Raw genomic sequence first — 15962 nt, 5'->3', positions numbered from 1 at the left:
GATATTTCAAGATGTTTTGATGAGAAATTTTATATCCACTTTTAGACATTACCTGTTTTTAACATTAACGTTACTGCTTTCAATAGCATTACAGGCACAGGAAGCTAAACTTCCTACCAAATGGACGGTTTCTGCTGCCACGGCAAAAGTGCCTTTCCCGGATTATCCACGCCCACAGCTTCAGCGCAAAGATTGGCTCAACCTAAACGGCAGTTGGGCATATATTGGCGGAAAGGATGCGCCATCGGCCCTGGCGCCCAGGCAGGCAATAGAATTCCCTGGCAGGGCTGAAAAAATCCTGGTGCCTTATTGTCCTGAATCTTTTCTTTCAGGGATTGAGCGTAAGCAGGAAATCAATATGTGGTATAAACGGGATTTTGAGATCCCTGCTGATTGGAAAGAGAAAAAAATTATTGCACATTTTGATGGGGTGGATCACGATGCAACAATATTTGTCAACGGAAAACTTGCCGGTCGCCATTCAGGAGCTTATGATTCTTTTGGTTTTGATATTACCATGCTTTTAAAAACTGGTTCCAATACCTTGATTGTAGCAGCCTATGATCCTAACGATGGAAAAGCGCCTTCTGGCAAAAACGGTCCGCGCGGCGATTATACATTTAGTTCAGGTATATGGCAGAGCGTATGGCTGGAGCCGGTTGCCAATACCTATATCGAACAGATCCGGATTACACCCGATGTGGAAAATAAGCGGCTTCTTCTTTCAACCAAAGCAACCAGTGGCCAGATTGAGGCTACCGCATATGAGGGAAACAAGGTCATTTCTCAGATAAAGGGGGCAGTGGGCAATCAATTAATACTTCCGATAAATCAACCCAGGTTATGGTCGCCAGGGGATCCTTTTTTATACGACCTGAAAATTGTGCTCAAAGACAAAAATGGGAAGGTAACCGACGAGATCATGAGTTACTTTGGGATGCGTGATATCAGGCTGGGTAAAGTAAATGGTGTGGTAAGGCCGCTTCTGAATGGAAAATTCGAAATGCAGGTCGGCTTACTGGATCAGGGTTACTGGCCAGACGGGATTTTAACCGCACCAACTGAAGAGGCGTTAAAATCCGATCTGGAGTTTACAAAGAATGCAGGCTTTAACCTCATCAGAAAGCATATGAAAACTGAACCTAAACGGTTCTACTATTTAGCTGATAAAATGGGGATATTAGTTTGGCAGGATATGCCCGCCATGTGGTACCAAAACGAGGATACATTGAAAAATCGAAGCGTTTTTAGAAAAGAGCTTAAAGCAGTAATGGATGATCTCTACAATTCACCATCAATTATCAGTTGGGTGCCCTTCAATGAAAACTGGGGTGCATTTGATATTAAGGAAATCACCGCCTGGGTAAAAAAATATGATCCATCCAGATTGGTTAATGGCAATTCCGGGTTTAACAATAATCCGGGTTACCAGAAACCGCTGGGCGACCCTGGAAATGGTGATTTTGTAGATACACATATTTATATTGGTCCGAACGGGGCATCGCAACCAGATGAAAAGCGAGCCGCTTCATTGGGCGAATACGGTGGTATCGGACTCTTTGTTAGGGGGCACATGTGGCCTGTTGAAAATAACGCCTACGGATATGAACCTACTGTTAGTGCGCTTACGGATCGTTATATACTGCTGATGCAGCAGGTTGAACAGTTGATGCTTTATAAAGGTTTGAGTACAGCAGTTTACACCCAGACCACCGACGTTGAACACGAAATAAACGGTTTACTTACCTATGATCGCGAGGTGGAAAAAATGGATATCAAATGTGTAAGGGAAATTAACCAGGCTGTTATCGAATCGGGTAGAATCCTTGGTACAGCTCCAAAAAAATGATAACTTAAAAATAAGTGCATTGCGGATCTTCAATTCTCGTCTGAAAGCATTTACATAATTCCTTAAAAATGATTATGTTTGGTTTCGCAACCAAAAAAATCATTTGAATATCGAGAAAAACCGTGAGCATGATTATGCCCTTTTTGACTTATTAAAGCAAGGAGATGAGGTCGCATTTGGCAAAATTTATACTCTATATTGGGCCGAACTCTATAATGCAGCCTATAAGCGCCTGCCCGAAAAAGAAAAGTGCCAGGATATTATTCAGAATATTTTTACCGATCTATGGAACAGAAAAGCTGAACTCGATTTGGAAAATCCATTGGCTTATCTGCATACAGCAGTCCGTTTTCAGGTTTTAAAACATATTGCCAGAAGTCCAAAAAGCAGCTTTTTCGGAAAATCTTTCGAAAATGAGTTGATTTCTCCTTTACATGCTGATGGCATGTTGCTTGAAAGAGAAGTAGCTGCATTACTGGAATTGTTTATTAAAGCGCTGCCCGAAAAAACGGCGTAATATATTTATTATGCATTATTTTGAAGGTTTGTCCACAGCCAAAATTGCTTTTAAACTCAATATCTCGCAAAAAACTGTTCAAAATCAGTTAACCACTGCAACACAAGCACTTCGTTTAAGGCTTACGCACTTATTTTTGGTAATTTCACTTGTTATCTCGTTGGTTTCCGACTAGGTTTAAGTTCTTTTTTAAATTTATCTAAAATATTTTAAAATTCTTTTAGGATATTTTCTGCTTTCTGGTACATCTATATAAAACCAGAAAAAATGAACGCCTTCAAACCTCAAAAAGAACTGCAAAAAATTATTCAACGTTATGTATCGGGTACGGCTACGGCAGAAGAGATTCTTTTTGTAGAAAAATATTATCAATATTTAGACAAAAATGCTGATATTCTTAATCAGCTCGATGCCGATGAAATAGCAAAAATGGCTGATGTCAATTTCTCGGCAATTTATGCTAAAATGAATGGTTATCAAAAACGTAAAACCATTCGGCTATATCGATACGTAGCGGCGGCGGCTATATTGCTGATTGTCTATGGGTTAACATTTGCTTTGCTACATCAAACCAAACCGTCGCTCAAGACTGTGATAGTAACTAAAAAATCCCTGGATGTTCTGCCAGGTACTGATAAAGCTGTTTTAACCCTTGCTGATGGTTCAAAAATTGTTTTAGATGAAAATACTGCAGCTAATATCAGCGATAAAGATGGCGTAAAAATCTCAAGAACAAAAGATGGGCAATTGGTATATACCGTTTTAGATCAAGGCAATTTAAAATTGGAATCAGCAATTTCCTATAACACCATTCAAACGCCTAAGGGTGGACAATACCAGGTGATTTTACCAGATGGTACAAAAGTATGGCTAAATGCTGCATCCTCTTTAAAGTATCCGGAAGTTTTTAACGGTAGCGAACGGCGTGTAGAACTTAGCGGAGAAGCATATTTCGAAGTAGCCAAAAACAAAACACAACCGTTCCATGTCAAAAATCAACGTCAGGATGTAGAAGTGTTGGGTACGCATTTCAATATCAATAGTTATTTAGACAACAATACCATTAAAACCACTTTGCTAGAAGGCCGTGTTCGGATCACTAATGGTCAATCCGTAAAGATTTTGAAACCTGGGGAGCAAGCCATTGCCGAGGTTTCAGGTGACGGTATCAGGTTGGCAACTGGTGTAGATACAAATGACGAAACGGCATGGAAAAATGGTCTTTTCCAGTTTAACAATGCAGACCTGAAAAGCATTCTGAAGCAATTGGAAAGGTGGTACAATGTTCATATTGATTATAGCACTATCCCAAATAAAAAATACAATGGTATGGTTCCACGTAAGGCCAAACTATCTGAAGTACTAAAAATGCTCGAGAAGACTGGAAACATCAGGTTCGAAATAGCCGAGGGAAAGAAGTTAACTGTATCGTCAGAAAAATAATCGCCAAAGGCAGACAGCCTTTATCAATTAATCCGCAAATAAACTAATCAATTTAAACTTAAACCAAACTGAATGTATGAACTTTTACACTCAAAGTAATGTGCCCAATGCCTTAAAGGCAGTTGGGTTTGTTACAAACTATTTTAACCTAACTTTTATTAGAACCATGAAACTTTTTGTTGTTTTAGTAACAGTTCTGTGCTTACAGGTTAGTGCATCGGCATTTTCCCAGAACATTAGCATAAACCAAAGGAATGTGCCTCTTGTGCATGTTTTAAAAGAAATTAAGAAACAGAGTGGTTACTTTTTTCTATATGATGCCGATTTGATCGAAAAATTGGCCAAACCCGTAACTGTTGATGTTAAAAATGCCGAAATCAAGGATGTGCTTGCACAGGTTTTAAGATCGCAGCCTTTTAGCTGGGAAATTAAAGAAAATACCATTTTGATTATGCCCCTTGCCCGGAGCAATAACGCTAAGGCTATTGATGTGAGCGGAAAAATTGTTGATGAACAAGGCAATCCTATGCCGGGCGCTTCTGTAAAGGTTAAGGGACAACTGGCTGCTTCGGTTACCGATAGCGATGGAAATTTTATCATCAGAAACGTAGATGAGAATGCGATACTGGTTATCTCATACATTGGTTATACAGATAGGGAAGTGGCTGCCAAAAGCCAGTTGGGTACACTTAAACTGAGTCTATCAGCAGGGACTTTGAGCGATGTGGTGATAACGGGTTACACCAGTTATAAAAAATCACAATCAGCGGCAGCAAGTTCTCTGGTTACTGCCGACAAAATTAATCAGGTTCCTGGTCTAACATTAGATCAGATTTTACAGGGTCGTGTTCCAGGTATGAGTGTGATTTCAACTTCAGGTCAGCCAGGTACAAGTGCATCAGTGGTCATTAGGGGAATTGGTACCATCAATGGAGTTAGAGGTCCGCTTATTATTTTAGACGGCGTTCCGATTGAAGCCGGCTATTTTCAAACCATCAATCCAGATGATATTGAATCGGCAACGGTATTAAAAGATGCATCGGCAACAGCTCTGTATGGCTCCAGGGGAGCCAATGGTGTAATTGTATACACTACTAAAAAAGGTAAGGCCGGCCATGTTTCCGTAAGTTATAATTCTCAATATGGTTTTTCAAATTTGAGCAGACCAAACTTTGTGATGATGAACACCAATGAGCGTTTGCAATTTGAAGAGGAAATAGGTTTAACAGGAGTTAATATTGGTCCGGGGTGGACGTATTCTCCGAAAAATCCATCTTACGCGGCAGGTACCGCAAGCTCAAGAGCTCGCGCTGATTTTATTTTGGACAGTTTAAGGCAGATCAATACCGATTGGAGAGATATATTTTTTAGAAGAGGTAAATTTCAGGAACAGCAGGTAAGCATCAGCGGGGGTAATGATAAATTACGTTTTTACAATTCATTAAATTATTACAGCCAGGAAGGAGTTGCCGTAAATACAGGCCTTAACCGTTATGCGCTCAGAAGTAATTTAGATTTCAATGATGATAAATTTAGTGGAAGTGTTAACGTTTCTTTAGGTTATTCTCAATCAACTTTTATTGATGGGGAAGGCGCTACTACGGCCGGCACACCAATGTCGGCAGTGTATTATGCACTTCCTTACGAAAAACCCTATGCCTCTGACGGTACTTTAGTGCATCCCGGCATTAGCTCACAGGCAAAATATAATATTTTAGATCAGCGCGAAGGTACTCTAGCGCTGGAGCGTTTACTTAATTCCAGCAATAAAACCGATCAGTTTAAAGCTATAGTGGGCGGTTCATTTGCTTATCAGATTTTTCCATCATTAAAGGCAACAACCAGGTTTGGTATTGATTATAGAAATTCTTCTGACGAAAACTATGTTAATCCAAATTCTTATTATGGATCAAGATCTGTTGCCAATACATTAGGCGGAAAAGGCCGCTTGGATGAGATTAGCCGAAGAAATTTTGGTATTGTATCTACCAGTGGCCTGACTTTTGCCAAAACATTTGATGGTAAACACGATGTCGAATTTTCCGCATTATACGAATATATTTATAACGATTATAAATCTTTTGGTTACAGGGGATTTGGTATAGATGATCGTTTGCCCGAAACACCTGCCGGTATAACAGTAAGTACTGTTTTTCTGCCTTCACTTTCTGGTGGCAAAACACGGAATGCCATGGCTTCGTTTATGGGCATTGGCCGTTATACGTACGATCGTAAATATACCTTGAATGCCAGTTACCGTTATGATGGTTCTACCACTGTAGTAGCAAAAAACAGGTGGCATGGTTTCTATTCGGTAGGGGCCAACTGGAATGCGAAGCAAGAAGAGTTTCTTAAAAGCGTAGCCCTTATTTCAGACTTGAGCTTTAGGGCAAGTTACGGCACTGCAGCAAGCTCGTTCGGTGGTAATTTCGATTACCAGGAGGCTTACGGCAATACGAGCTATGGTGGTAATATCGGAATCCGTGCAACAGCAGCTGGTAATATAGATTACGACTGGGAATATGTAAGTACGTTTAATGCCGGTTTCGATCTGGGTTTATTCAAGACCAACAGATTGCGTTTAAGTGCCGATTTTTATAATAAAATCACCACCAATATGTTTATCAACCAGCCGCCTTCTGCCGTTGCCGGTTATTCAACCTTGCCGCTAAGTTCAGGTAAAATGAGAAATAGGGGTATCGAGTTTGATATCAGCGGAGATGTAATTAAAACCACAGATTTTACGTGGACTTTGGGCGCCAACGCAGGTTATAATAAAAATATGATCTTACGTGTAAGCGATGTAACTGATAATTTTCCAGATGGAGATTCGAGGATTATCAAAGTGGGATTGCCATATGGAACTTATTTTGCACCAGATTGGGCAGGTGTAAATCCACAAACCGGAGAAGCCCAGTATTACAATCTTGATGGCAGTATTACTACTTTGTACAATGCAAATGCCCAAAGTACTACTAATTCTGGCAGCATGTACCCAACCTTTACCGGTGGTTTTAATACCTCGTTAAGTTATAAAGGTATTACAGCTTCTGCTTTATTCTCTTTTGTAAGCAATGTGATGCGTTGGAACAACGAGGATTTTTATAATGAAAACAGAACTTATCGTACCAGTAACCAATCGGTTAGGATGTTATATAACCGGTGGAAAAACCCTGGAGATACTGGGGATAATGCCATTCTTCAAAGGTTTGATATCCCTAGAAACTTTACTTCTAAAGATATTCAGGATGCTTCATTCCTAAGATTGAGAAACGTAACCATTGGATATACTTTGCCAAAATCCATACTTGAAAAAACCAAGGTCATTAAAGGAGTTAAAGTATTTGTTCAGGGACAAAATCTGTTTACCTGGACCAGCTGGAGGGGCCTAGATCCGGAGAACAATGATGTTTTCGGGCGTTTTCAATATCCTAACACCAGAACATATACTGCAGGAATTAATGTTAACTTTTAATAAACAGGTTATGATTAACAAAATATATACAAAATGCACTGTTTTATTGGCAGTTGTATTATTGGCAACATCTTGTACCAAGCTGGATTTTAAGCCAACCGATTTAATTTTGCCAGAACAGGCATTCAGAAATATTAACGATATTAATTTGGGTGTAATCGGTGCCTATGCGCCAATTGATTATTCTACTTTAAGTTACAGCGCCATTGTTTCGGATGAAGCGATTTATCCTCAGGAAAATACGGTAGGTAACAGCGATGCGTTTAGATGGCTTTATAATGGTTCAAATGGTTCCGTTACCGGGCTTTATTACACAAATTATACTGGCATTGATCGGGTAAACCGTGTTTTAGAAGCCATGGATAAGTTAACTTTTACCGGCGCTGATGCTACTTTGGCCAATCGGTACAAAGGTGAGCTGCTGGCTTTACGTGCATATTTGCATTTCGAATTATTAAGGGCATACGCGTCTTCTTATCAAACAGGTGCATTGGGCGTAACCTATATGCAGCGGTCAGCCATCATTTATCCGGCAAGAGAAACTTTTGAGGCAGTAATTGCAAAAGCCAAAGCAGATCTGATTGCAGCTAAAGCATTGATTCCATCAAGCTTTACTGATAAAACAAGAATTACCAAAACCGCAGTTTCGGCTATTCAAGCGCGTGTGGCACTATATGAAAAGAATTGGACAGATGCCATTGCCTACTCAACGGAAGTGATAAATGCGGTTCCATTGTCCACAAAAGCACAGTTCCCTGGTATCTGGACGGATGCCAACGATGCTGAAGTGATTTGGAAACTGAAACGGGTAACCGGCGATTCAAGAACCGGGGATTTCTTTTTTAGGCAATCAGGGAGCTATGTTTTATATGCGCCTTCATTTAAATTAATTGCAACATTTGATCAGACAAATGACATCAGATTTATACCTTATATTAAATTTGACAATTCGCGTACAGGAACAAAATCTAAATATCTGGTTAATAAATATATTGGAGGAACTTCTTCAACCCCTGGTTTGGCAGATGTAAAACAATTTAGAACCGGCGAAATGTATCTGATCAGAGCCGAAGCCAGGGCAGAAACAACAGGAGATGCTGCGGGTGATATCAATACTTTGCGTGCCGCAAGAATTAACAATTATGTTAATGCATCCTTTGCGGATAAAACGGCTTTAATTAGTGCAGTTTATGACGAAAGATACAAGGAGCTGGCATTTGAAGGCCATCGTTTCTTTGATTTAAGGCGTAGAAATATGGTAATTGAAAGAACAGCTGCAGATGTAGCTGCAACGCAAAGCGCACTCACATTGTCTCCAACCCAGGCACAATATGCCTTGCCAATCCCTGCGACAGAAATATCGGTAAACAAAAATATTGTTCAAAATCCTAAATATTAGGTTGTCTTAATGTCGGGGAGATGATTTGCATCTCCCTCGACATTTTTAATTATTACTATGAAACAATCATTACTTGCGCTATTCATGGTTTTTTGCATCTCAACAGTAGGATGTGGTAAATCGGATGGCACATCCGTTACACCAACAAAACCTTCAGGGGGAGAAACACCATCATCCAAAAGACCAGGTTCTATTGGAATTATAGGTGATTCGGCTAATGTGGTAAAGCCTGTTAACGGCGGTATGGTTTTAATGGGTGGCGGTACTGATGTGGAAGCTGCTTTTAGATGGATGATTGCCAGAAGTGGAGGTGGAGATGTAGTGATCCTCCGTGCAACCGGAACCGATGCCTACAACCCTTTTGTAAATGCTTTGGGTACCGTTAATTCTGTAGAAACCCTTCTGATCAATTCCAGGGAACTGGCTAATGACGATGGGGTCGCCTATATCATCCGCAATGCGGAAATGGTTTTTATTGCCGGTGGCGACCAGTCTGATTATATGAAATACTGGAAAGGCACCAAAACCGAACAGGCCTTAAATTATCTGTTAAACGATAAAAAAGCACCAGTTGGTGGTACCAGTGCAGGTTGTGCCATTTTGGGTGGTTTTTATTACAGCGGAGAAACCGGTGGCTTAACTTCTGCGCAGGCATTAGCAAATCCATACCATACAAATGTTACCTTGTATAATAATGATTTTCTAAAGGCACCTTATCTGCAAAATGTAATTACCGACCAGCACTATTTAACACGCAATCGCGAAGGAAGATCTATGGTATTTTTAGGGAGAATTAATAAAGACTTTGCAGTTCAGGCTAAATGCATTGCTGTGGACGAGCGTACGGCTGTTTGTATTGATAAAGACGGAAAAGCACAGGTTTTTGGCGATTATTCGGCTACAAGGGCCTATAGTTATGCTTATTTCATTATTCCTGATGCAACTAAAAAACCAGAGCAGTTTGAGGCAAACCAAAAAGTAAATTGGAACAATAGCGGAAAAGCTGTTTCTGTTTATGAAATTGTTGCCTCGGCTAACGGTGGAGGAAGTTTTAATGTTGCTAACTTTAAGGTAAACGAAGCCAGCGGTGGCAAATGGTATTCATGGTGGATAGATAACGGCGTTTTAAATAAAAAAGATCAATAGAATAAAATGAAAGTATTAAAATTATTTACGGTATTGTTATGCGCTGTATGGACATTGAATGTAAGTGCACAACAGAAAAAATATGTAATGGTAATTCATGGTGGTGCAGGTACCATTTTAAAGAAAAACATGACACCAGAAAAAGAGGCCGCTTATGTAGCTGCTTTAACAAAGGCTTTGCAGGCCGGTTATGCAGAAATTAAAGCGGGTAAATCAAGTCTCGACGCGGTTGAGGCAACAATCCATGTTTTAGAAAACGATCCGCATTTTAATGCAGGTAAAGGTGCTGTTTTTACACATGATGGCAGAAATGAGTTGGATGCAGCCATTATGGACGGAAAAACGTTGATGGCAGGTGCAGTAGCTGGTGTTACCACCATTAAAAATCCCATTTCAGCTGCAAGAGCCGTAATGGAAAAATCGGAACATGTGATGATGGTGGGGTCGGGAGCCGATCTCTTTGCGAAAGAGGCGGGCCTTGAAATCGTAGATCCTAAGTATTTCTGGACAAAGGAACGTTGGGAGGGTTTGCAGGAAGCCATTAAAGAAGATTCTACAAAAGCAGTTTTGGATCATGGTAGTAAAAAATCGGGCTTGCTTGGTATCAAAAACCACGATTATAAATTCGGTACTGTGGGCTGTGTAGCTTTGGATAAAGCTGGCAACCTGGCCGCAGGAACATCAACAGGAGGTATGACCAATAAAAAATATGGCAGGGTAGGTGATTCACCGATTATTGGCGCAGGAACCTACTGTAACAACGAAACTGCGGGCATTTCGTGTACGGGTTGGGGCGAGTTTTATATCCGCAATGTGGTAGCTAAAACCATTTCAGATTTAATGGAATATAAAGGCATTTCGGTAGCAGAAGCTTCGAAAATTGTATTGGAGAAAGTGGGCAAAATGGGTGGCGATGGTGGTTTGATTGCTTTAGATAAAAAAGGCAATGTGGCCATGCCTTTTAATACCGAAGGCATGTACAGAGGCACCATCACTGCAGATGGAAAAATTGAAGTAAACATTTATAAATAATGAAGAAAATATTTTTGATTTTTTGGCTTGCCAGCCTTTCATTATTGGCAGTTGCGCAGGGAAATGCTAAGGGTAAGCTGTTCATTATTGGCGGTGGCGACCGCTCGGATGCCTTGATGAAAGAAATGCTGAATTCAGCCTCACTAAAAGCAAACGATTATATTATTGTATTACCAATGGCCAGCGAAGTGCCAGATGTAGGTTTCGGAGCCATTTCTGCCCAATTAAAAAGACTTGATAACAGGACCATCAGGAATTTTAATTTCAGCAAACATGATGTGAATGATCAAAAATGGGTTGACTCGCTCTCTGGAGCAAAACTAATCTATATTTTAGGTGGTGATCAAAACCGTTTTATGAAATCGGTGCTAAATACTCCGGTTTACGCTGCTATCCATAAAGCCTATCAAAATGGGGCAACCATTGCCGGAACAAGTGCTGGCGCTGCGGTAATGAGCAAGTATATGATTACCGGAAAACAACTTTTAGATACCGTTTACAAAGAGACCTTTAACAAATTATGGGATCAAAATATCGAATTTTCCGAAGGAATGGGTTTATTGCAAAATACCATCATTGATCAGCATTTTTTAAAACGTAACCGTTATAACCGATTGATTTCTGCTTTGGCAGCACATCCTGGTCTGGTTTGCATAGGCATTGATGAAAGTACTGCGATCATTGTTCATGGTCATACAGCAACTGTTGCAGGTGAAAGTCAGGTTGTTCGTTTGGCTAAACCAAAAGCGCTTAAAAAAACTGATAAAGGTTTGTTAAAATTTAAACAGGCTGATTTTGGCATTTTTACAGCTGGTGATGTAATTGACATTACACCCTAATACATTTGCGCTCGTTTTCAACTAGTGCACAAATAGCACAGCGATTTAATCGCTATATAAACAAAAGCCTGTCTTGAGAAATCAAGATAGGCTTTACTTTTAAATCAAATATTAACAAGCTGTTTTAACAAAAGAAAAATTACCTATCTTTCATGTTTCCTAAGCATAAATGAAAAAGGTCTTTTCCAATTTAACAGTCCAGGTTTTAATTGCCATCGTCATAGGAATCGGTGTGGGTACTTATTTTCCCGGTTTTGCACCTACGGCTGAATTGATCAATAAGGGGTTCATCAACCTGATTAGCATGTTAATTGCCCCGATTATATTTTTTACCATTGTTTTGGGTATCGCACACATGGGCGATATGAAAAAAGTAGGTAGGGTAGGCGGTAAAGCGCTTTTATATTTCGAAATCGTTAGCACGGTTGCCATCGCCATTGGTTTGCTGGTAGCCAATATATTAAAACCAGGTGCCGGAATGGTGGCAAAGACCAGCGATGCGACAAAAATTGCAGGATATGCTGAACAGGCCAAAGAAATGAACTGGGCAGAATTTTTTCTACACATTATCCCACACAATGTAATGGCGGCTTTTGCAGATGGAAATATTTTGCAGATTTTACTTTTCGCCATTCTTTTCGGTTATGGATTGAATAAATTGGGTGCTGATGGAGTCAGTGTTTTAAATGCTTTCGACAAGATATCGAAGGTATTATTTAAAATTATGAAACTCATTATGCGATTAGCCCCTATCGGTGCTTTCGGCGGAATGGCCTTTAGTATTGGTACGCATGGCCTGGCAAGTATAGTAGGGATGGCTAAACTGATGGGTTCAGTTTATTTAACCTGCATTTTATTTATTTTTATTGTGCTGAATGCCATTTGCCGCTATTATAAATTTAGTCTTTGGCAATACCTGAAATACATCCGCCAGGAGATCTTGATTGTATTGGGTACTTCCTCTTCAGAATCGGCTTTGCCCAGCATGATGCAAAAGATGGAAAGCATAGGTTGCGATAAGTCGGTGGTAGGTTTGGTTATTCCAACCGGCTATTCCTTTAACCTCGATGGAACAGCCATTTACCTGGCCATGGCGGTCATATTTCTTTGTCAGGTTTTTCATGTCGATTTAACCTTAGGGCAGCAGATCACCATTTTAGGGGTGCTAATGGTGACTTCAAAAGGCGCTGCAGGCGTAACCGGCAGCGGTTTTATTGTATTAGTGTCGACCCTTACGGCCCTAAAAATTATGCCGATTGAACACATTTCTATTTTAATTGGTGTAGACCGTTTTATGAGTGAGGCAAGGGCTATCACCAACGTGATTGGAAATGGTGTAGCTACCATCGTTATTGCCAAAAGTGAAAACCAGTTTGATCAGGAGAAATATTTGAAAGCGATTCAATCTGCAACGATAGAAAAAGGTGAGGAAGGGTAGTTTGGCGTTCTCCCCTCGAAGCGTCACCCTGAATTTATCTCAGGGCCTTAATTGCAGGAAAGATGCTGACCACGAAGTAGCTACAAGGCAATTGAAAACACTATTTCTACTTGTAAAATAAATTCAGTATGACGACAATTCGTAAAACCTGCTCACCTTAAACCTCTTTATCTATTGAAACAAATTCGACAGTTATCGGATCAATGTGGCAATCACTTTATTTCTGCACTTGGTAACTCCCAACTAAAACCTCCCAACTCCAAGCTAATTCGTTATTTTCAAACCTCCCAGCCTTTAACCTTCCCACCCTCAACCTTTTTCCGTATCTTTGCAGCAGAAACAGGCAACACAGCATGTTTAATTAAACCAGATCACATTGGCTCAGGAAGAACAAAATAACCGCAAGGAGAAAAGCGAGTTACACCCACGCAATAAACACCGTGCGCGTTACAATTTCAAACAACTTACTGCATCTTCAAAAGAATTAAAGCGTTTCGTTTTTAAAAACGAATATAATGATGACTCTATCGATTTTGCTGATCAGAACGCCGTTAAAGCGTTAAACAGAGCTTTGTTGAAACACTATTACGATGTTTCGCAATGGGATATTCCAAAAGATTATCTTTGTCCGCCTATTCCTGGCAGGGCCGATTACATTCATTATGTGGCTGATCTTTTAGGTTCGAGCAACAAAGGGAAAAATCCAGGCGGTCCAAATATTAATGTGCTGGATATTGGTATTGGAGCCAACTGTATTTACCCAATTATCGGACACCGGGAGTATGGTTGGAATTTTGTAGGCTCAGATATCGATCCGCTTTCAATTGAAGCTGCTAAAAGAATTGTGGAAGCCAATAAATCATTGCAAGGTGCTATTGAACCGCGTTTGCAGGGATCAAAAATGGGTATTTTTAGAGGAATTGTCGGCAGAACAGAACGTTTTGATGCCGTAGTTTGTAACCCACCTTTCCATTCTTCGTTAAAAGAGGCAGAGCAAGGTACCCGACAAAAATGGCGTAACCTTGGCGGTGGCGAAAAGGAAGTAAAACACGTATTGAATTTTGGAGGAAACAAGGCAGAGCTTTGGTGCCCAGGTGGTGAACGTGCTTTTGTTGAGCAGATGATTATTCAAAGTGCACAGATTAAAAACCAGGTGCTATGGTTTACCTCGCTGGTATCAAAAAGTGCCAACCTAAAAAGTATTTATAATGCTTTAATCAAAGTAAATGCCTTTGAAGTAAGAACCGTACAGATGAGTCAGGGCCAGAAAATCAGCCGCTTTGTCGCCTGGACTTTCCATGACGAAAAAGCGCAGGAAACTTGGGCTAATGGATGGAAGGTCTGAGTTTGGAGTTCGCCGTTTGGAGTTTTTAGTTTTGGGTGCATAATCCAATCAGATGATATCGTAATGCCGAGTGGATATTATCATTCGGCATTTTTTTTTATTACTCCCATTAACTGCTTGCTGAAAATTGTCAACTATAAAATGTAAACTGCAAACTGAAAACTGCCAACTGAAAACTGTCAATCACTTCTTTTCATAAACAATCAAAATCACTAGATCATTGTCTGCGTTTGGTGCAATTCCATGCGAACTGCCAGGTCGGGTTAAAATTGCATCGCCAGGTTTAACTGCAAAAATCTTTCCGTTCATTTGCATAGTGCCATTCCCACTGATCACATAATAGATTTCATCTTCTTTTTGCAGGTGATAGCCGATGGATGAGCCTGGTTTCAAAATTCTTTTCCTAAAGGCTGTTTTCAGGTTTTTGGCCTTCGCAAAAAAGTTAAAGCCGATGGTTTTACCTCCGCCATTATGGGTGCCTGACTCCTCCTTGGCTACGTCGGTGTCATTTTGCAAAATGTACTTACTGGTATCGGCTGTTTGAGCTTTCGCAGCAATTGAAATAAAGAATGTGGAAAATAATAGTGTCGCTAATGTTTTATTACGCATGCGCTTCGTTTTTATATCTATGCTGGTTTCAAGCTTTCGTCTTTCTGCTTTGAGCTTTACTCTTTAAAGGTAAATTTAATCTTTTGCCCTATTTTTGCCTAGATCGTCTAAACTTTGTTACTAAACCAATCGAAGACTGGTCATTTTTTTTCCTAAGCGTTAATGTTTTTGATTAGGAAACGGACGTGCTGTGTCTCTTGGTGGTCTTTAGTCCTGCCATTCGCTTTACTTCGTTGCACTTCGTGTTCGCTGCTGTCAGGTTTATTACCTAAGGGCTTGCTCCAGGCATGTTGCCAAAGGCATCTAACTTTGTTACTGAACCAATCGGAGACTGTTCATTTTTTTTTCTAAGCGTTAATGTTTTTGATTAGGAAACGGATGTGCTGTGTCTCTTGGCGGTCTTTATTCCTGCCATTCGCTTTCTTTCGTTGCACTTCGTGTTCGCTGCTGTCAGGTTTATTACCTAAGGGCTTGCTCCAGGCATGTTGCCAAAGACATCTAACTTTGTTACTGAACCAATCGGAGACTGTTCATTTTTTTTCTAAGCGTTAATGTTTTTGATTAGGAAACGGACCTGCTGTGTCTCTTGGCGGTCTTTAGTCCTGCCATTCGCTTTACTTCGTTGCACTTCGTGTTCGCTGCTGTCAGGTTTATTATCTAAGGGCTTGCTCCAGGCATGTTGCCAAAGGCATCTAACTTTGTTACTGAACCAATCGGGGACTGCTCATTTTTTTTTCTAAGTGTTAATGTTTTTGATTAGGAAACGGATTTGCTGTGTCTTTTGGCGGTCTTTAGTCCTGCCATTCGCTTTACTTCGTTGCACTTAATTAAAGGGCTTGCTCCGGTTTATTGCCTAAAGTCTTTTATCCT

12 protein-coding genes are annotated in these 15962 nt (G+C 40.3%); 11 read left to right on the top strand and 1 reads right to left on the bottom strand.

What is annotated here, in order from left to right; translation table 11 throughout:
- Positions 1–19 precede the first annotated feature (19 nt).
- The 11 genes from PGN18_RS05805 (at position 20) to rlmF (ending at position 14483) form a co-directional block, all read left to right on the top strand.
- Entirely contained in the window at positions 20–1849 is a 1830-nt protein-coding gene (locus PGN18_RS05805; protein WP_335318457.1) for a glycoside hydrolase family 2 protein, read from the top strand.
- 103 nt (positions 1850–1952) lie between these two features.
- Complete coding sequence (locus tag PGN18_RS05800; protein WP_335318456.1) at positions 1953–2366, top strand: RNA polymerase sigma factor; 414 nt, start codon at positions 1953–1955, stop codon at positions 2364–2366.
- 10 nt (positions 2367–2376) lie between these two features.
- Positions 2377–2541 (top strand): sigma factor-like helix-turn-helix DNA-binding protein, encoded by a 165-nt coding sequence (locus PGN18_RS05795; RefSeq protein WP_335318455.1) that lies wholly within the window; start codon positions 2377–2379, stop codon positions 2539–2541.
- 92 nt (positions 2542–2633) lie between these two features.
- The gene (locus PGN18_RS05790; protein ID WP_335318454.1) at positions 2634–3809 is read left to right on the top strand and encodes a FecR family protein; all 1176 of its coding nucleotides are present in this window, start codon (positions 2634–2636) and stop codon (positions 3807–3809) included.
- Between the two features lie 76 nt (positions 3810–3885).
- The gene (locus PGN18_RS05785) at positions 3886–7284 is read left to right on the top strand and encodes a SusC/RagA family TonB-linked outer membrane protein (protein WP_335318452.1); all 3399 of its coding nucleotides are present in this window, start codon (positions 3886–3888) and stop codon (positions 7282–7284) included.
- 10 nt (positions 7285–7294) lie between these two features.
- On the top strand, positions 7295–8683 hold the full coding sequence (locus PGN18_RS05780) for a RagB/SusD family nutrient uptake outer membrane protein (protein WP_335318450.1): 1389 nt from the start codon (positions 7295–7297) through the stop codon (positions 8681–8683).
- A 57-nt stretch (positions 8684–8740) separates the two neighbouring features.
- Positions 8741–9829, top strand: a complete 1089-nt coding sequence (locus PGN18_RS05775) for a cyanophycinase (RefSeq protein ID WP_335318449.1) — start codon at positions 8741–8743, stop codon at positions 9827–9829.
- A 6-nt stretch (positions 9830–9835) separates the two neighbouring features.
- On the top strand, positions 9836–10861 hold the full coding sequence (locus PGN18_RS05770) for an isoaspartyl peptidase/L-asparaginase family protein (RefSeq protein WP_335318448.1): 1026 nt from the start codon (positions 9836–9838) through the stop codon (positions 10859–10861).
- Positions 10861–11700, top strand: a complete 840-nt coding sequence (locus PGN18_RS05765) for a cyanophycinase (protein WP_335318446.1) — start codon at positions 10861–10863, stop codon at positions 11698–11700. Before PGN18_RS05770 ends, PGN18_RS05765 begins: the two co-directional genes overlap by 1 nt.
- 169 nt (positions 11701–11869) lie before the next feature.
- Positions 11870–13138, top strand: a complete 1269-nt coding sequence (dctA, locus tag PGN18_RS05760; protein ID WP_335318445.1) for a C4-dicarboxylate transporter DctA — start codon at positions 11870–11872, stop codon at positions 13136–13138.
- Between the two features lie 376 nt (positions 13139–13514).
- Positions 13515–14483: a 23S rRNA (adenine(1618)-N(6))-methyltransferase RlmF gene (rlmF, locus tag PGN18_RS05755; RefSeq protein WP_335318444.1), complete on the top strand. Its 969-nt coding sequence runs from the start codon at positions 13515–13517 to the stop codon at positions 14481–14483.
- Between the two features lie 183 nt (positions 14484–14666).
- Here rlmF and PGN18_RS05750 read toward each other — a convergent pair whose 3' ends face one another.
- Positions 14667–15092 (bottom strand): cupin domain-containing protein, encoded by a 426-nt coding sequence (locus PGN18_RS05750; RefSeq protein ID WP_335318443.1) that lies wholly within the window; start codon positions 15090–15092, stop codon positions 14667–14669.
- Positions 15093–15962: the final 870 nt, after the last annotated feature.

It is taken from the genome of Pedobacter terrae (genome assembly GCF_036946585.1).
Lineage (GTDB): Bacteria > Bacteroidota > Bacteroidia > Sphingobacteriales > Sphingobacteriaceae > Pedobacter > Pedobacter terrae_C.
Note: the sequence above shows the minus strand (reverse complement) of the source record. Positions and strands in the feature narration are given on the sequence as shown.